The sequence below is a fragment of the Massilia rubra genome (assembly GCF_011682065.1).
Lineage (GTDB): Bacteria > Pseudomonadota > Gammaproteobacteria > Burkholderiales > Burkholderiaceae_D > Telluria_A > Telluria_A rubra.
The window spans coordinates 51907-69625 of the sequence record NZ_VUYU01000017.1 but is presented as its reverse complement, the minus strand read 5'-3'; the positions used below and the strand labels follow the sequence as shown (position 1 = coordinate 69625).

Below are 17719 nucleotides of genomic sequence, written 5' to 3'. Positions count from 1 at the left end.
TTTTGTCAAGGCCGCATGCGCCTGCGCGCGCTGCGGCGTCCCACGATGCGCCGATGGCGGGCGCCGTCGCGCGGCCCGCTGCATCGCCATCATGCTGGTACGACGAATAAAAAAAGCCCACGACACCGGAGCATCGAGGGCGAACGGAAAACCCGATGCGCATAGCTTAGATGCTAACGGTTTGCCTTTCCGCCTCGAAATGTCTGGCAATTGTCGTAAATGTGTATTCGACATCGCCGCGCCGTTCGGCCCCGCCGTTCGGCCCCGCCGTACGGCCCCGCCGTTCGACCCGCTATTCGATCAGCGGAGCGATCGCCAGAGGCGGGCTGGCCGCGAACACCTGGCCGGCGCCGGCGGCGTCGGCGAAGCGGTAGTTGACGACGCGGTAGGCGCCATGCTCGTCGCCGGGAAAGGCGGCCCCCAGCGCCACCGGCAACAGCGCCGGCTGCCCGTTGCCGCGCACCCGCAACTGCGGCGCCGGCCCGTCGAGCGGATACACGAAGCGCACCCCGACGCAGGCGCGCGCGCTGGCGCCGGTGTAGCGCTGGTAGTCGAGCGCCTGGGCGCAGGCGGCGCGCAATTCGGCGCTGTCGTACACGCCGTCGGCGCGTGGCATGATCGAGATGCGCGCGCGAAAACTGACCGGCCCGGTCCCGCCGTCGATCAGCAACGGTGCGTTCTCGTCGAACGCGACCTTGAGCACCGGAAACACCGCACGCCCGATGGGGTCGAGCGGCAGCTGCACGGTGCCGTCCTTGAGCTGCAAGCTCAGCTCGATATCCTCGGGCAGCGTCCCCTTGCGCGCCGGCACCAGCTGGATCTGGCTTTGCAGATAGTTTTTCGGCCGGCCATATTTCTCGAACACGATCATGGCGCGGTAGGCATCGCGGTAACTGAGCCATTCCGCCGCGGCGGCGCGCGTGCTGGCGCCGCCGGCCGCGGACAGCAGTGCGAGCAACAAGGCGAGATGGCGTGGCGCGTTCATGATCAGAACCGGTAAGCGAGGGCGGTGGACACGACAAAACCGTTGGGACGCTCCACCAGCGGGCTCTTGCGCGCGTCGCCCAGCACGCGGGTTGCTTGCACGTTGTTAATCAGCAGCCAGGACGGCGTCAGCGACCAGTGCCAGCGCACCCCGGCGCTGGCGCCGTTGATGCCGGCGCCGGGCGCATACGCGCGGTTGCCGCTACGGACCGACTCGTCCGGCGTGACGCCGAAAAAACTGGCGTTGTAGCTGCGGTTGACCACGCTAACGCCGGCCGCCAGCGCCACCCGGTGATGCGGCGACGATTGCACCATCACGCGCTGGATGCCCAGGTTCCAGACGACGCCGTCGGAGCCCTTGCCGGCGCCAAGCAGGACATTGTTGGTCAGGCGCACATCGGGACTGAGATACACATTCACGAAGCCGCCCACCTGCAGGCGCGCGTTAACCACGTCCATGCCGGACAGGCGGTTGGGGCCGGCGTTGCGCGTGTTCTTGCCGGGCTGCTCCAGGGTCGGCTCCCCCTCCGGCGCCAGCGACGAGGTATTCACGATCATGGAATTGAGCGAAGCGCCGCCGAGGGCGGCCCCGTTGCCCGATTCGCTGCGCCGCGCCTGGACCGCCAGCAGCGGCCCGAATTCGAGCGAGGGCTGATCCGACAGATGGATTCCGGCATTCATACCGGAAAGGAAGACGCCATTGCTCCATTCGCCCTGCAGCACCGGCACCGCCATGCGGCGCGGGCGGCGCGCGCCGTCGTACGCCGGGGCCGACACGAAGCCGATCCCGACGTACATGTCGCGGCTGCCGTCCGGCATTGGATTGACGGCCGGGGTGCGGGCATGGACGGGGGCGCAAGCCGCGCCGAGCAGGAAGGTCAACAAGATTTTCATACATGGGTCCGGCCCGACGGCACGCTGGTGCGCGCCGCCGGGTAGCGGAAACAGCCCTAGAGGTAACGCGATTGGCTCGAAAACACCACCGGCTCATCCGAGCGCGGCATCTTGACCAGGTGTACCGGGTCGGTGAACGCCGTGGTACACGCCGCCGCGAAGTTCGGCCCCGGCGAATAGTTCACGCTGGCCACATGCAGCTTGCCGCCTTCGCGGTAGACGCTCTCGATTTTGCTGTTGAAACAACCGCTGTAACCGCCCACGCCAAAGACGGCGACCACCATGTCCTTGGTGAAATCGATCAGAGGCGGCGCTTCACGGGTGGTCACCTTGCGCCAGATCATGGACATGGTGCCGGCATCCTTGATCACGTAGTTTTGCAGCCCCTGGGTGTTCGCATAGTCGCTCCGGAACACGTCGGTGAACGGCACTTCCAGGGTCGTGATCTTGACGAAGTCGACCACGGCGTTGACTCGCGGCACCACGATCATCTGCATCGGGTTGGCCACCACGGCAATGCATACCATGGCCGGATCGGGATCCTTGCGCTCGTAATAGACCACCAGGTGCTCGTCGACGGCGGCGGCGCGGCGCACGCCGAAGCTGGCGCAGGCCGAGTCATTGCCGCCGAACAAAGCGATCACCATCTCGGTGCGGAAGTCGACCTTGGGCGCGGCCGGGGCCGGAATGCGGATCGCGCTGTGCTCGGCCCAAAGGGCGTCGAGCGCGGCCTGGTCGCGCACCACCACGTTGCGCGCGGTGGTGACGCCGGAGAAGCGGTCGCTGGCGATGGTCTTGAAATCCACGCTCAGTCCATTTGCCGGGAGGAATTTAACTTCTTGAGCAACATGGTCAGGTCCGATCTTGTCGACAAATCCAAAATTACCGGCCTTGGCGGCCATGATGTCGAACTGGGGCACCATGGCCGGGTCGGCGCATTGCGTTTTGGGGCCGGCGATCGTCCACGCGAGGCTGCAAATTTGCTTGCCGGAAGCCAGGTTGCTCAGTTCGACGCGGTAGCCGTTGTCGGGGCAGTCGCCCGACTGGACCGACAACACATCTTTCTTGTCGATCAGGAAGAGCGAATTGGTCCTATTGGCGCAGGTGGCCGTCTGGGCGCGCTTGATGAACGGCTCGATACCGATGATCGGTTCCACAAGCGGCGTTGGCGTTGGCGTCGGTGTCGGCGTCGGTGTCGGCGTTGGTGTCGGCGTTGGCGTTGGCGTCGGGGTCGGCGTCGGCGTCGGCGTCGGCGTTGGCGTCGGGGTTGGCGTCGGCGTTGGCGTTGGCGTTGGCGTCACGACGATATCGGGCTGGGTCTGGGATGGGGCGGGCGTGCTGTCGCCACCGCCGCCGCAACCACCGAGCGCAATGGCGCCGGCCAGTGGAAAACAGGATAAAACGCGAATCAAAACAGACATGGCGAATCCTTTCAATATAGTAGTTAGCAAGGCCCGCCGGAACAGACACGACGGGCAGACCGAATGCGAGTAAGAACATAATAACGACAAGCGCGCCACAATTCCGCCAACATCTGTCCCCCATTTGTCACTTATTTGTAATACCGCGATCCGCGCCGCTCTTATACAATGCTGCGCAAGGAGAAGCGATAGCTATGGCAACAGTTCTTGAACACGGTTGTGGCGGGAAGCGCGCGTGAACCGCATCTTTTTCCGCTTCTTCGTGCTGGTGATGCTGTCGATCACAGTCGCGACGTTTGCCATCTATTTCACCATCAGCCGCCTGTTCGGCGACCCGCTCGACGACATCGCGCGGCGCCAGGCGGCGGCCCAGATTTTCCTGCTAGAACAATATATCGACAAGGCCCCCGCCGACGAGTGGCTGGTGCGCCTGAACAAGGTGCGCGAAGTGTCCGACGTCAAGCTCGACCTGGTGCCGCTGGCCAGCGTCCGTTCCTCGCTGCCGGCCAAGCAGCATGCCGCTCTCGACCGCGGCGAACTGGTGCTCGACACCGCCCACAAGGCGTTTTACCGCCGCGTCGACCTGCATGGCGAAAGCTATATCGGCAGCGCCGAAGAAGTCATCCACGCGCAGGAATTGCCGATCGACATAGGCCTGGCGCTGGAGATGGAAGCGGTGCGCTATGTGATCGTGGCGCTGTTCTTGCTGGTGCCGGCCGCGCTGTGGTCGCGCTCGCACTGGCTGGGGCTGCAGGCGCTCTCGCGCGTGGCCGACGAGGTCGGCGCCGGCCAACTGGCGGCGCGCGCCGACTTCAAGCCGCGCGCATCCATCTATCCGCTGGCCGAGCGCTTCAACCACATGGCCGGACGCATCGAAGGCTTGCTCGACGCCCAGAAAAACCTGCTCCATTCCGTCTCGCACGAACTGCGCACGCCGATTGCGCGGCTGGAGTTCGCGCTCGAACTGCTGCGCTCGGCGGCGGGCGATCCGGCGCTCGAAGCGCGCATCGTGGCGATGGAAGGCGACGTCGCCGAGCTGAACGGCCTGGTCAATGAACTGCTGAGCATGATCCGGCTCGACAGCCGCCAGGCGCTGCAACAAGCCGACTTCGAGCTGGCCCCGGCGCTGCTGGGCTGCGTGGACACGCTCGACCCGCTGGCGGCGCAGCCCGAGGTCCGGCTCGACAGCGCGCTGGGCAGCATGAGCGGCGACCGCCGCCTGCTGGTGCGGGCGGTGGGCAATCTGCTCAGGAATGCGCAAAAGTACGGCAACGGCCAGATCGCCCTGTCGGCGCGCCGCACGGACGGGGTGGAAATCGTGGTGGAAGACGACGGGCCGGGCATTCCCGAAGGGGAACGCGGCAAGGTGTTCGAACCATTCTACCGGCTCGACCGCAGCCGCGACCGCAGCACGGGCGGGTTCGGACTGGGATTGTCGATTGCGCAGAAAGCGGTGGCGCTGCATGGCGGCACCATTGCGGTGGAGCAGTCGGAGATGGGTGGCGCGCGCTTCGTGATCGCCTTGCCGGCTTGAGCGGCACGCTTGCACGCCGTCGCTCCCGCGCCAGGACGGGAACGACGGCGACGGCTTACTTCTCCTGCGGACTCAAATGGGTAATCCCATACCAGAGATGCTGCCACCAATGCTCGCGCGAGCTGACCACCTGCAGGCAGCGCATATCGATCTCGCCCTTGAACACCGGATCGGCGCATTGCTTGGTCATCAAGGCATGGCGCTGGTTTTCGGCATTGACGATGGCGATCGCAAACCACACCACCACGCTGCACAGCACCACCACCAGGCTCCACGCCAACTGGTTGATCCAGTTGCGCTCGAATAAATCCTCCACTACCGGGCGCGAGCCGTCGTAGATTTTCAGGAGTTTTTCTTCAGGGTCGCTCATTTGCCGGCAGGTTTCGCAGTTGTTTTTGCAGGGGCGGCAGGGGCAGCGGCGCCCTTCTCTTTTTGCACCCTGGCCACCAGCGCGTCAAGCGTTTGCTGGACCGCCGGATACACCGTCGCCTGGACCAGGCTCGGATTGGCGCCGCCAATCGACGATGGCGAGGTCAGGAAACGACCGTCGATCACCAGGGTCGGCGCGCCGTCGATCTTGTAGTTGCTCATCACTTGCGACGCGCTTTTCAGCTTGGTCAGCACGCCGAACGAGTTCCAGTATTCCATGAACTTGGCCTTGTCGATACCCTGCTTCGGAATCCACTCGAGAATGGCGTCGTCCTTGTTCAGGCGCAGGCGCTCGATGTGGAAGGCGCGCAGCACTTTCGGATGCATTTCCTCGGCCTTGCCCATCGCTTCGAGCGTCAGGTGCAAATGCGCCTCGGGATCGTTGGGACCGCTCACCGGGAAGTGAACACGGCGAAAGACGATATTGTCGCCCTGCTTTTTGACCCACTCGGCCAGGTGCGGTTCCAGCGCGTTGCAGGCTGGGCAGTGGTACATGAAAAATTCGATGACTTCGACTTTCTTACCGACGGTCTTGGTCGGCTGCGGGCTCGCCAGCGTGACATATTCGGCGCCGTCTTTCGGATCGGCGGGCGAAGCGAACGCCGTGGTGGCAACCAGACTGGCGACGGCGAGAGCAATACGCAGGAAACGCATAAATATCCTTCATGTTTAAGTTGAGACGACGATCGCGAGATTACCACTTTTTGCGGCAGGCCCCCGGCCAAGGTCCCGCATTTTACATTGCGTTGCAAATGCCGTCGCGGCTGGGCCGGATCACAGCGAGATCACAGTCGGTAAACGGCGCGCCTAGCGGCGCCGTTGACGCGCCAGTTCGAGTTTTTCGCACAGGATGGCGGCGCCCTGGACCAGGCGCGGCCCGGGCCGGGTCAGCAATTCGCCATCGAGCGTGAATAAATTGCCATTGCGCACCGCCAACAGGGTCTTGTACGGCGCCCACATTGCCAGGCCCGCGTCCGACGGGTCGTGCGGCACGCTGGCCACCAGCGCTTCCGGATTGGCCTGCAACACCGCCTCGATCCCGACCGACGGCGCCTTGACCGCCAGCGCGGCGAAAATATTCTCGCCGCCGCACAGGCGAATCGCGTCGCTGGCCACCTGCTGGCCGTTGAGGGTGTACAGCGGCTTGTCCCAGGCCTGGTAAAACACCTTGACCGGGGAGCGCTTGCCATAACGGGCGCCCAGGGCCGCGATATCGGCCTGGAACGATGCCGCCGCCGCGCGCGCCACCGTGTCGGTGCCGAGCAGCTGGCCGAAACGCAGCATGCTGTCGGCCACCTGGCCAAGGCGCGCCGGCTCGCTGTAGAAAATCGGAATGCCGAGCTGGCGCAACTGCTCCAGCTGGCGCGCCGTATTCCCGCTCTGCCAGACCACCAGCAGGTCCGGTTTGAGGGCCAGCACGCGTTCGATATCGATCTGGCTGTTGTCGCCCACCAGCGGGATCGTTCTGGCCGCCGCCGGGTAATCGCTGTAGCTCATCGCCCCGACAATGCGTGCGCCGCCACCGGCCGCGAACAGCAGCTCGGTGATGTGCGGCGCCATCGAGACGATGCGCTTTGCCGGCGCGTCCAGGACCACGCGCCGGCCGGCGTCGTCCACCACCGTGACCGGGGCGGCGCCGGCAAGGCCGGCCCACAGTGCCAGCGCGGCGACGGCGAGGCGCTGGCCCATCAGAAGTCGTAGCGCGCCGAGACCTTCACCTGGCGTCCGTCGGCCGGATAGATGCCGCTGTTGCAGCCGAAGGCGTTGCTGGTGTAGCGTTTGTCGGCCAGGTTCAGGCCGGCCACGGCAAACTCCCAGGCGCCCATCTGGCGCGCATACCGCGCGTCGAAAGTGGTGGCCGACGAAATGCGCACGCCGCAGGTGTTGGCAAAGTCGGCGCCGAAGCGCTGTTTGCCGGCCCACTGGGCGCCGATGTCGGCGCTATGGCCATTGCCCGGCACCCAGGCCAGGCGCGCCGAGACCACGTTCTTCGGCACCAGCACCATCTCGCTGCCGGCGTTGCGCCCTTCGGTGAAGCGCGCCCGCACGTACTGCCAGTTGCCGCTCACGCGCCAGTCGCGCGCGATGCTGGCATGGGCGTCGACTTCCACCCCTTTGCGCTGGGTCGGATCGAGGTTGGTGTTGGCGCCGTAACCGCCATTCACGCTCGGGTCGTAGAAGATCTCGTTGCGCAGCTGGTGGCGGAACATGCGCGCGCTCGCGCCCAGGCTCGCGGTGCCGTAGACAAGGCCCAGTTCCAGGTCGCGCGAGGTTTGCGGCGCCAGCAAGCCGGGCGAGGAACGGTAGCCGTTTTCATCGACGTTGGCCACGCGGTAGCTGCGTCCGGCCTTGGCGTACAGGTTCACGGCCGGCATGACATCGACACTGCCCTGCACTTCCCATGCGTTGAGGGTTTGCCTGGTGTCGTAAGGCTTGGCGAAGGCGAGCGTATCGGTCGCTTCCTTCTCGAAGCGCTCGCGGCGCGCACCCACAGCCACGCGGGCCTTGTGCTCGCCGCCGAAGGTGAGTTCATCGCGCAGGTACAGCGCCTTTGACTTTTGCGTCGCGTCCGCGTTCGAATAATCCGAATCGGTCACGCGCGTCCATTTGACCAGGTCGACGCCGGCCACCAGTTCGTTGAGCATGCCGCCCATTTGCCCCAGGTGGCGCACGCGCGGCGAGAACTGCGTCTGCACGCTCTCGTAGGTCGCCTTCGATGCCACGCGCGCACCTTCGAGCGTGTAGAAATAGGTCGAACGGGCGGTGCGCTCGCGGCGCGACAGCTCGGCGGCCAGGTCGACGGCGCCGATGCGCTGCTCGGCAAACGCGGTCAGGCGGTCCGAGTCGAGCGCGCCGACATCGTCCGGCGTATTGGCCTGGCGCGGGTTGTCGCCGAACTGGCGCGCGCTCAGGGCGCCCGGCAGGTCGGACTCCTGGCGCGCGCGGTCGTAACGCACGCCGGCGCGGCCTCCCTGGTAAGCCCACTGGGCGCCGCCGCTGAAGGTATCGAGCTCGAACGCGTTGTGGTCGCGGTAGTTGTCGGTGCGGGCGCTGCCGACCGAGGCGTCGAGTGCGAAGCCGTTCCACGACTGCGCCAGCGCGGCGCGCAGGTCGCGCTGGCCGAACTGGCCCATTTCGGCGCGCAGCATGCCGCGCCGGCCGTTCGCTTGCGGACGTTTCGTGACGATGTGGATCACGCCACCGGTGGCGCCTTCGCCATACAGCACGCTGGCGCCGCCGCGAATGATTTCGATGCGCTCGACCGTCTCGATCGGGATCGACGACAGGGTCGCATTGCTCAATTCACTCTCGGACATGCGCACGCCGTCGAGCGTGACGACCATGTTCTGGCTGCTGTTGGTGCCGAAGCCGCGCAAATCGAGGCTGAAATCGGGCGAACCGTCCAGGCTCTGGCGGCCGTACACGCCGCCGACCTTGCGGATGGCCTGGTTGACGTCGGCCGCGCCGGCGCGGCGGATGTCGTCGGCGCTGATGACGGTCGCACCGATCGGAGCGAGCGCCGGGTCGCTGGCGAAGCGCGCACCGGTGATGGTTACTTCAGGCAGGGCCTGGGCCGCCAGCGCGGCGCCGGAGGCAAAACACAGGGACAGGGCGGAAGCCAGCGCGAGCGGCCTGGCGGAGAGCGCGCGGCGCGGCGATACTGCAAAAATCATGATGTCGTCTTCAGAAAATGAGTCCAGGCCTGCGTCCCCGCAAGCCGGATTGCACGGACCGATGCGCGTTGCGGCATCGTGTCCACCTGTTTTGGCCGGTATCCGGGCTGGCAAGGCGCTCATGGCGCGCCTGGCTTACCGTTGCGGGGGCAGCACACTAAGAGTCTATCTCCGTGTTTCCCGTTTAACTGCCGGCGTGAAGACGCGGGCGGGCACCAAAACTGCGCCATTATAATCGGAGTCGCCATCCGGACTGCGTGGCGGCGCGCGTTGTGGCATGCTGTGCGGCGCGCCGGCCGCCCGGCAAACCCCGTATTTACCCTTTTATCGAGTCAGCGCCCCGCCGGCGCAGGAGAACGCATGCAAGCCCGAACCCGAACCATGGCCCTCAAGGCGCTGCTGCTCGCCGCTGCCGCCGTCGCCGGCGCCGAGCTGCTGGCGCAGGCCGACATCAGCATCACGCCGATCCCCGAACCGGTGACCGATGTCGGGATCGGCTTTGCCCTGCCGTCGGCCGGCGCGGTGAACGTGCCGAGCGCCCCGGACGCGTGGGGCGGTCCGCGCACCGGCAACGAGCCGACCCTGTCGGAGCGCGTGGTGGATTACCAGATCGAAGCGACGCTCGACCCGGTCGCGCACACGATCGACGGCAAGCAAAAGCTCACCTGGCGCAACCGCAGCAAGGAGACCGTGCGCAGCGTCTACCTGCACCTGTACATGAACGCCTTCAAGAGCGCGGGCAGCACTTACTTCACCGAGCAGCGCGAGGCCGGCAATGATGCCACCATCCGGCCCGGCGAGTGGGGCGATATGTCGCTGCGCAGCGTGACCCAGGGCGGGGCCAAGGTCGGCTGGTCGTTTGTTCATCCCGACAACGGCCCCGCCAGCGACCAGACCGTGGTGCGCTTCGACCTGCCGGCGCCGGTGGCGCCGGGCGCCTCCACCAGTGTCGACATCGCCTTCTTGACCAAGCTGCCGCGCGTGGTGTGCGACACCGGCTACTTCGGCAGCTTTCACCTGGTGGCCCAGTGGTTCCCCAAGATCGGCGTGCTCGAACTGCCCGGCGAACGCGGCGCCACGCGCGCGCGCTGGAACGTGCACGAGTACCACCACGAGTCCGAGTTCTACGCCGACTTCGGCCGCTACGACGTCAAGCTCACCGCGCCCAAGGGCTATACGGTGGGCGCCACGGGCGAGCTGCAAGGGGCGCCGGTCGAACGCGGCGGCATGCTGACCCACCACTACGTGCAGGGCGACGTCCACGACTTCGCCTGGACCGCCGACAAGCGCACCGCGCCGCCCCTGCGCGGCACCTGGAGCGCGCCGGGCAGCGCCCAGGTAGCGTTGACGGTGCTGTTCCCGCCCGACCGTGCGGCCAGCGCCGCGCCGGCGCTCAAGGCCGCCACCGATGCGCTGAGCTATTTTTCGAAGACGCTCGGCCCGTATCCGTACAAAACGCTGACCATCGTGATCCCGCCGTTCAACGCCGACGACGCCGGCGGCATGGAGTACCCGACCTTCATCACCGCCACCGGCCACGACAAGGTGGTGCCCGGCACGGCCGGCGCCTTCGACCTCGATTTCGTCACCATCCACGAAGTCGGCCACGGCTACTTTTACGGCATCGTCGCGTCCAACGAATTCGAGGAGCCGATGCTCGACGAAGGCCTGAACGAATACTGGGACTACCGCATGCTGCGCGAGACCGGCCAGCAGGTGTATCTGGGCCCGCGCTGGCTCAAGGCGCTCGGCCTGGCGCCCGCTTTCAAGGGCTTCGATGTCGAACGCCACGACGCCCCGCGTCATGAGCCGGCCGACCCGATCGGGCAGAACGCCCACATGCGCTTGCAGGGGATCGGCCCGGTGTACGTGCGCAGCGCCACCATGCTGCGCGACCTGGAAGAGCGCATCGGCAAGGAGGCGACCGAACGCGCCTTCAAGGAATACTACAAGCGCTGGAAGTTCCGCCATCCGAGCATCGCCGACCTGCGCGAGACGCTGGCCGAGGTAAGCGGCCAGCGCGCCGCCGTGTACGCGGCGTTCGCGCAGCAGGTGTACGCCGCTGCCAGCGTGGACGACCGCATCTCGCGCTTTTCGAGCGAGGAAGAAGTCGCCGCCAAGGCCGGCGCCGCGCGCCCGTGGCGCACCAGCGTCACCTTGCAGCGGCGCGGCGCGCCGGTGGCGCAAAGCCTGCTGGTCAAATTTGCCGACGGCAGCAGCGAGACCGTGGTGTGGGACGACCAGCAGCGCTGGCGCACCTTCAGTTGGGTCAAGCCGGCCAAGGCGGTATCGGCCGAACTCGATCCCAAGCGCCAGCACTACCTCGACACCAGCAAACTCGATGACAGCCGCACACTGGCGCCCGATGGCAGCGCCTCGCGCAGATGGAGCGGCGATGTGGCGGCGTTTTTCAACATCCTCTTTTCCCTGATTGCGACCGTGTGATGAACCAGACGCCCGCCTTTTCGATGGCATCCGTACCGCGTGCGGCGCGCGCGGCGCTGCAATGGCGCCTGCTGCTGCTGTGGACCCTGTGGATGCTCGTGCCAACCCTGATCCTGGCGCTGCCGGCCTGGCACCTGCTGTCGACGCACCTCGATTATTCGGTGCACGCGCAAACATTGGCGCGCGCGCTCGACATGACCGCCATCAGCGACCTGCTGGCCATCCACGGCCGCAACCAGGTGGCGTTCACCCAGGCCGGCGCCATGGCGCTGATCGCCACCTTGCTGATTTCGCCGATGCTCTCGGGGATGGCGGCGACGGCGGCGCGGGCCGACAAGGCGCCCGGCTTTGCGGCGCTCACGCGCGGCGGCGTCGACTACTACGCGCCGATGCTGCGCATGCTGGCCTGGGGCGCGCTGCCGCTCGGCGCGGCGTTCATGGTTGGCACGACCGCCATGGAAGCGGCAGCCATGCACGCCACCAGGGTCGCCGCGAGCGGCGAAGCGGCGCTGCCGATGATGCTGGCGCAAGCGCTCACGGTGCTGCTGATGGGGCTTGCCGCGGCGTCGCTCGACGCCGGCCGCGCGTTCCTGGCGTACGACCCGCGCAAACGCGCCGCCTGGTCGGCCTGGCTGGCGGGCTGCATGCTGCTGGCGCGCCATCCGCTGGCCGCGCTGGGCTCCTACATCGGCATCAGCATCGTCGGCCTCGCGCTGGCCGCCCTGCTGTCGCTGGCGCGCGCCCACACGGCGGGCGTCGATGCACTGAGCTTTGCCGGGGCGCTGCTGCTCACGCAGGCGGCGGTCGTCGTCATCGGCTGGATGCGCAGCGCGCGCCTGTTCGCCCTGATCGACCTGGCGCGCACGCGCATGGCTTGATATAGCCGCTATTCACCGGTTTTGCGGTGATTGCCCTGGCACGGCAGCCGCCGGCTGGAGAAGCGGGACCGCCGCCGGACGCTGTCGCGAATATGCTTTTCCTTATCAATAAGATTAATTGATGAAATTGTAATCAGTAAAGAGTGTATGTCTTACTTTTTGGTCGCAATAGCCTGAAAACAACAACGGGCTACCGCCTTCGTTCAATTGGAACTTCCTGGTAAGGAACCCATTGTGCGCCGTGACAGTGACAAATCGGACAATCAATGATTTATCGCTTTCACTAACGACCTCATGTACCGTCGATGTCATCGGAATGGCCTTGCCGGCCAAATACTCATCTTCATGAATGATCGCAAGGACGTTTGTTCCCTTCTTTTTCTCCGCATCCGGGGCGACATACGCTTCCTGGCTTGCGCATAGCATGCCAAACTGCACTGCTCCAACAAGTTCGTCTGCAAGCGGCAGGGGATATACGATAACCATGAAAATAATGACGGTCATGCGCTTATCCCGGCTATACAGCATCCATGTGACGCCTTTGGCCACAATCCGGAGCACGAAGAACCATATGAGTAGCAGTGCCAGATAATAAAGTCCCGTCAAATCCCTCTAAAAGAGCCCGTTTTATTTGTCTAAGAAAACGCGCCACAGAACGCCATAGCCGCGAACGCATAGTAAATCATCGGGTTGAAAACGAGTGTACACGTCCGCATATGGAGGATATATATCAACTTCCGGTACCAATATGAACACGCGTCTCCCAAGCTATTTCGTCTCGCACGGCGGTGGCCCGTGGCCGTTCATGAAGGAACAGTACGGCGACACCTACGCCGTGCTGGAAGCGTCGTTGGTGGACATGCGGCGCCAGATCGGCGACGTCAAGCCGGCCGCGGTGCTGGTCATTTCCGGCCACTGGGAAGAACAGGAGCTGATGCTCTCGTCCGCCGCGCAGCCGCCGATGATCTACGATTACGGCGGCTTTCCGGCCCACACCTACCAGATCAAGTATCCGGCCCCCGGCTCGCCGCAACTGGCCGCACGCGCGGCCGACTTGCTGGCCGCAGCCGGGCATGCGGTCTCGCTCGATGCGCAGCGCGGTTTTGACCACGGCACGTTTTCGATGCTGTATCCGGTGTACCCGGAGGCCGACGTGCCGGTGGTGCAACTCTCGCTCAAACACGGCTTCGATCCGCTGACCCACGTGAAGATCGGGCGCGCGCTGGCGCCGCTGCGCGACGAGGGAGTTTTGATTATCGGCAGTGGCCTGAGCTACCATAACCTGCGCCAGTTCGGGCCGGAAGGCAGGCTGGCGTCGCACCAGTTCGACGACTGGCTGCAAATGGTCCTCAAGCTGCCGCCATCGGAGCGCACCACCGCCCTGCTGCACTGGGGCCAGGCGCCATACGCGCGCAACGCGCACCCGCGCGAAGAACATCTGATGCCGCTGATGGTGGCGCTCGGTGCGGCCGAAGCGGAGGATGCGGCGTGCGTGTATCACGAAGATGAATTTTTCGGCCACCTGGCGGTGTCGAGTTTTCGCTTCGGGGAACCGGTGGCGCCGTAACAGCCCACCGGCGCGGCCTGATCTCGTCAGGTCAGAACTGGTTGCTGCCCGTGACGACCAGGCCACCCTGCGGCTGGGGCAGCGTTTGCATCAGCGTTGCGCCGCCAAGACCGGTAATCCGGACCTGCATCGGGCCGGGAGCAATCGCGCTTGGATAGACGAAGTAGTTGTATTCCTCGCGTTTGACGGCGATCCAGTTAGCGCTGCCGCTCGGACGGATTTCCAGCTTCGTGATCGGCAGGCGGTGATTGAGCACCTGGATGCCCTGCCAGTAGATGGTGCTGCCTTCCTTGTAGCGGTAGCTCACCGTTCCGGTGGTCTCGCCGGCCACCACGTTCCAGCTGATCGGCACCCGGCCCGCGCTTTTTTCGGCCACTTTGACGAAGGCTTGTTCGCTCAGGTCGATGTCGCCCGGTTTGCACTCCGGGCAGCGGTCGGTGATTCTCACCGTGACCTTGCCTTTGGGGCCGGTGACGACAACGTACTCGCCGCACGCCGCGCTGTTGGCGTAATCGGCCTGGTTCATGGCGGCGACCATCAGGTTGTCCGGACTCGCGTCGTAGCTGCAATTGCCCTCGCCCGTTGCGCCGTAAAACGTGCCTTCGCCTTTGTAGGTGGGAGACAGTGCGCCGGGTGATGGCGTTGGCGTTGGCGTCGGCGTCGGCGTCACGGCATCCGTCGCGCAAAAGCCGGCCGCCTCCATCGACGACTTGCCCGCGATGGTTTTGTTCCAATCGAGCCCGCCGGTGAAGACGAGCGCGCCGCCGGACTGCTTGCCTACCGCATTCCACAGCGACGTCACCGTGCCGCGTACCGGCATCGAACCGCTCCACTGCACCGCCTCCGCATTCGGATTGAACACCTTCACGATGGCGCAGTAACCGCCTGCCCATGGATTGTTGACGACGTACGTGAGCGACACCGGCGTGGCCGCCTGGGCGGCGCCGGCGAACAAACCGGCGACTAGGGTTTGACAAATGAGGGTGGGACGCAGCATGAATCGCATGTGGACTCCATTTCGGTTGACGTAATCGGTGGCGCCAGCTCTGGCGCCCTCTAGCGACGAATTCGTCAACCGGCAGTCCGGTGCTCAGGACGATCAGTCAACCATCAGCCGCTCTGAAATCGTTTGCACGACCCACGCATTAGGCTTGATAGTTGAACAAAAGTCAATTCTTTGCTGCTCGCTCAGCGGTTCTGGAAGTCGTCGAAGCGTTCGAACAGGTCTTCCAGAATGTCGTCCTGATCCATTTTCTGGCCGCTGACGGGACGCAGGCCGGGCGTCATGAAGCTGATCATTTTCTTCTTGCCGATCATGCTGATATTGCCGCCGACATAAGTGAGGAAGAAGATGGCTTTCCATCCGCGCCCTGCCTGTTTTACCGGCGCATCCGGTTTCAGATGCAGCACGATATTGAGAATATCGCCGGGAATGGTCGGAAACGGATTGCCGGCCCAGATCTTGTCGACATCGGAAAATGGCACGATCAGGCCGCCTTCATAAGCGACGCCATCGTCGCTGACAGTGATCACGGTGCGCTTGCCATTCATCGTCAAATGAAAAAACGCCGCCGCGAACATATAAACCGCGCAAAAAGCCATGACGGCGCCCAGGCCCATGCTGATCTGCTTGACGAAGGAGAAAATGCCGATCACCCCAACGGCGGCACCCAGCACAATGGCCCAGTAACCAAACGATTTGGAATCGGTATAAGCAATCGGAGGACGCGTTTGATTCATATAAACTCCACTAAAAATGGCGCGAAGTATAACATTTTAATGAATGACAAGTATTCCCCGCGCCCCGCTAATAATGCATGGCGTCTTTACATCGCCGCGTTTCACCTTTCCCTTCCATAAATACATCGTCGAACTATTTCTTGTAAATCCGGGGCCTGATGCCGGCGGCGCTGAGCGCTATAATCGCCGCATGCAAATACACAAGCAAGCATGCGCGGCGCTCGTCCTGTCCGTGGCGGCAGCGTTACCGCCGGCCGCTGCCAGGGCCAGGCCCGTTGTGACGGCGGCCGCCTCCCCCGCCGTGCGCCCCTTCGTGCCGCGCTTTGCGCGCGTCGAACAATCCGCCGAGCCGGTCTCGTTCGATGCATGCGAAAAGCCGTATTATCCCAATGACTCGGTGCGGGATAACGAAACCGGTACGGTCAACGTGTGGTTCAAGATTGCCGCGGATGGGACGATCCTGAAAAAGTCCATCGCACGCAGCAGCGGGTTCCGCAAGCTCGACAACGCGGCACTTGCCGGTTTCCTGACCTGCAAATTTCGCCCGGCGACAATCAATGGCAAGCCTGTCCGCGGTTATGGCGGGAGCCGTTTCGTCTTCTCGCTCGAATGAAACACATTCTCGCCCTGGCTCTCTGCCTGCCCTTGTGCGCCGTCGGGGCGGAGCAGCGCGCGCTGACATCGTTTCATTGCGAATCGCGCAATTCGGCGCAGCGGCCGGGCGTGCAGGCGCATGCCATGGCGCCCCTCACCGAACTGGCCGTCAAACATGGTCTGATAAAGGCGGACCTGGCCAATGTGGATGCCATCCAAACCTTTGCACTGGTTCAGTTTAGCCGTGGACGTTTTACCGATTCGGCCGCCACGACAAAGATCGTGAGCGGCATCTGGGAGCGCCAGAAGCCGTCGATCGAATTGGCCGCGCGCATCAGGCAACAGGCCCAACGATATCATCGGCAAACCGACTGCGACGGCGCGCAAGCCTTGTACAACATCGCCTTCGGCATGGCGTTCGGGTCCGCCGGCGACCGCCATCTTGTCACCATCGGCATCATGAGCGACCTGACGAAGTTGTATCGCGTCAACAGGCAGGCGTCGCTGGCCGCGCCGCTGTATCAGCGGATGGCCGCCGCGCTGGCGGCCGCGCCGGCGCTCGGCGCGCAAGAGCCCGCGCTGTACCTCGATCTGGGCGATCTGGCCTACCGCTACCGCGCTTTCGACATGGCGGAGCAATACGCGCGCACGGCGCTGCGCCATATCGACAGCGGCGCGGCGGCGCACGCGGGTTCGTTGATCGGTGCGCTCAATGACCACGCCGCCGCGCTGTATGCCCTGGGGCGCCTGGACGAGGGCGACAAGCAGCGCGAGCGCGCCCGCCAGCTGGTCGCGGCCACCGGCCGCAAGGTCCAGGTGGCGGCTTTGTCGCCGCTGGAGCGCGATGGCGGCGTGGCCGCCCTGTACCGGCGCGGCGACCTGGCGGGCGCCATCGGGAAGATGGACGAGCAGTTGCGCGCGGCGCAGGCGAAGCAAGCGAGCCTGGCCGGGGCACTCACGCGACTCGGGAGCGCTCCCGCAACTGCGGCGGCGGAGGGCGAACCGGCGCGGCAACGCGCCCTCGAGGCGGCGCGCGGCGAGATGCTCGCGCAGCAAAATGCCCTCATTTTCCTGCTGATTTCTTCTGGCGAGCTTTACCACAGCCAGCAAAGGCTGGACGAGGCGGAGGCGCAGTATCGGCGTGCGCTGGCATTGTTGAAAGATAAAAAGTCGGGCAACTCGCCCCTGGTCGGCCATGCCTCGTATGGCCTTGGCGTCCTGCTGCGCTCCAGGGGCATGCTGGCGCAAGCCGAGCAGCTCCAGCAGAGCGCGTACGCGATCGCCGAGCAGGACCTGGGCGCCGATCATCCGAACGCGGTCGAGGCACGCCTCGAACTGGCGGACCTGGCGGCCGCGCAGGGCAAGCTGGCGCACACTACACGGCGCTGGTGGCAATCGCCAGGCAATCCGCCGGCGGCACGCGGGATGACGCCATGTTGGTGGCCAGCTTGAACAGCCTGGCGGCGCTGTATGCCCGCCAGGGCAGGAGCGCCGCAGCCAGGGCCATCAAAGCGGAGCTGGCGACCTTGAACAGCGCTAAATAGGCGCAGCGCCAGGAC

Annotated in this window: 16 protein-coding genes and 1 riboswitch; of the genes, 6 read left to right on the top strand and 10 right to left on the bottom strand. The window is 64.9% G+C overall.

The features are described 5' to 3' along the window. Positions 1-292: 292 nt before the first annotated feature. Genes F0185_RS22620 through F0185_RS34945 form a run of 3 tightly spaced genes read right to left on the bottom strand, consistent with a single transcriptional unit; the run spans position 293 to position 3299 of the window. A complete protein-coding gene (locus F0185_RS22620; protein WP_167228303.1) occupies positions 293-985 on the bottom strand; it encodes a hypothetical protein in 693 nt (230 codons plus the stop codon). Positions 986-987: 2 nt separating this feature from the next. Further along, positions 988-1878 carry a MipA/OmpV family protein gene (locus F0185_RS22615; RefSeq protein WP_167228301.1) on the bottom strand — a complete coding sequence of 297 codons (891 nt, stop codon included), beginning with the start codon at positions 1876-1878 and terminating at the stop codon, positions 988-990. A 56-nt stretch (positions 1879-1934) separates the two neighbouring features. After that, entirely contained in the window at positions 1935-3299 is a 1365-nt protein-coding gene (locus F0185_RS34945; RefSeq protein WP_229477144.1) for a hypothetical protein, read from the bottom strand. Positions 3300-3534: 235 nt separating this feature from the next. On the opposite strand from F0185_RS34945, the gene F0185_RS22605 reads away from it, so the two are divergent. Next, positions 3535-4833, top strand: coding sequence for an ATP-binding protein (locus F0185_RS22605; protein ID WP_167228299.1), 1299 nt, complete (start codon positions 3535-3537; stop codon positions 4831-4833). A gap of 55 nt (positions 4834-4888) precedes the next feature. Here F0185_RS22605 and F0185_RS22600 read toward each other — a convergent pair whose 3' ends face one another. From F0185_RS22600 to F0185_RS22585, 4 genes are all read right to left on the bottom strand, one after another. Continuing rightward, a complete protein-coding gene (locus tag F0185_RS22600; protein ID WP_166890502.1) occupies positions 4889-5203 on the bottom strand; it encodes a hypothetical protein in 315 nt (104 codons plus the stop codon). Further along, on the bottom strand, positions 5200-5916 hold the full coding sequence (locus F0185_RS22595; RefSeq protein WP_167228297.1) for a thiol:disulfide interchange protein DsbA/DsbL: 717 nt from the start codon (positions 5914-5916) through the stop codon (positions 5200-5202). Before F0185_RS22595 ends, F0185_RS22600 begins: the two co-directional genes overlap by 4 nt. A 153-nt stretch (positions 5917-6069) precedes the next feature. Continuing rightward, a complete protein-coding gene (locus F0185_RS22590) occupies positions 6070-6951 on the bottom strand; it encodes a cobalamin-binding protein (protein WP_167228295.1) in 882 nt (293 codons plus the stop codon). Next, positions 6951-8936, bottom strand: coding sequence for a TonB-dependent receptor (locus F0185_RS22585; RefSeq protein WP_167228293.1), 1986 nt, complete (start codon positions 8934-8936; stop codon positions 6951-6953). The genes F0185_RS22590 and F0185_RS22585 overlap by 1 nt, the downstream gene beginning before the upstream one ends. Positions 8937-9012: 76 nt before the next feature. After that, a riboswitch (cobalamin riboswitch) is annotated at positions 9013-9171 on the bottom strand. A gap of 125 nt (positions 9172-9296) precedes the next feature. Between F0185_RS22585 and F0185_RS22580 the strand changes: the two genes are divergently transcribed. Beyond that, on the top strand, positions 9297-11381 hold the full coding sequence (locus F0185_RS22580; RefSeq protein WP_223164556.1) for a M1 family metallopeptidase: 2085 nt from the start codon (positions 9297-9299) through the stop codon (positions 11379-11381). Continuing rightward, complete coding sequence (locus F0185_RS22575) at positions 11381-12259, top strand: hypothetical protein (protein ID WP_167228291.1); 879 nt, start codon at positions 11381-11383, stop codon at positions 12257-12259. Before F0185_RS22580 ends, F0185_RS22575 begins: the two co-directional genes overlap by 1 nt. A 114-nt stretch (positions 12260-12373) precedes the next feature. Here the strand turns inward: F0185_RS22575 and F0185_RS22570 are convergent, their stop codons facing one another. Further along, positions 12374-12763 (bottom strand): hypothetical protein, encoded by a 390-nt coding sequence (locus F0185_RS22570; RefSeq protein ID WP_167228289.1) that lies wholly within the window; start codon positions 12761-12763, stop codon positions 12374-12376. A gap of 244 nt (positions 12764-13007) precedes the next feature. Between F0185_RS22570 and F0185_RS22565 the strand changes: the two genes are divergently transcribed. Then, on the top strand, positions 13008-13826 hold the full coding sequence (locus F0185_RS22565) for a DODA-type extradiol aromatic ring-opening family dioxygenase (RefSeq protein ID WP_187362615.1): 819 nt from the start codon (positions 13008-13010) through the stop codon (positions 13824-13826). A gap of 31 nt (positions 13827-13857) precedes the next feature. On the opposite strand, the gene F0185_RS22560 is transcribed toward F0185_RS22565, so the two are convergent. Together F0185_RS22560 and F0185_RS22555 are read right to left on the bottom strand one after the other, a co-directional pair. Then, entirely contained in the window at positions 13858-14832 is a 975-nt protein-coding gene (locus F0185_RS22560; RefSeq protein ID WP_167228287.1) for an expansin EXLX1 family cellulose-binding protein, read from the bottom strand. A 182-nt stretch (positions 14833-15014) separates the two neighbouring features. Further along, positions 15015-15566 (bottom strand): hypothetical protein, encoded by a 552-nt coding sequence (locus F0185_RS22555; protein ID WP_167228285.1) that lies wholly within the window; start codon positions 15564-15566, stop codon positions 15015-15017. Between the two features lie 43 nt (positions 15567-15609). Between F0185_RS22555 and F0185_RS22550 the strand changes: the two genes are divergently transcribed. Further along, a complete protein-coding gene (locus tag F0185_RS22550; RefSeq protein ID WP_167228284.1) occupies positions 15610-16179 on the top strand; it encodes an energy transducer TonB in 570 nt (189 codons plus the stop codon). Next, entirely contained in the window at positions 16176-17612 is a 1437-nt protein-coding gene (locus F0185_RS22545; protein WP_167228282.1) for a tetratricopeptide repeat protein, read from the top strand. Before F0185_RS22550 ends, F0185_RS22545 begins: the two co-directional genes overlap by 4 nt. The last annotated feature ends 107 nt before the right edge of the window (positions 17613-17719 follow it).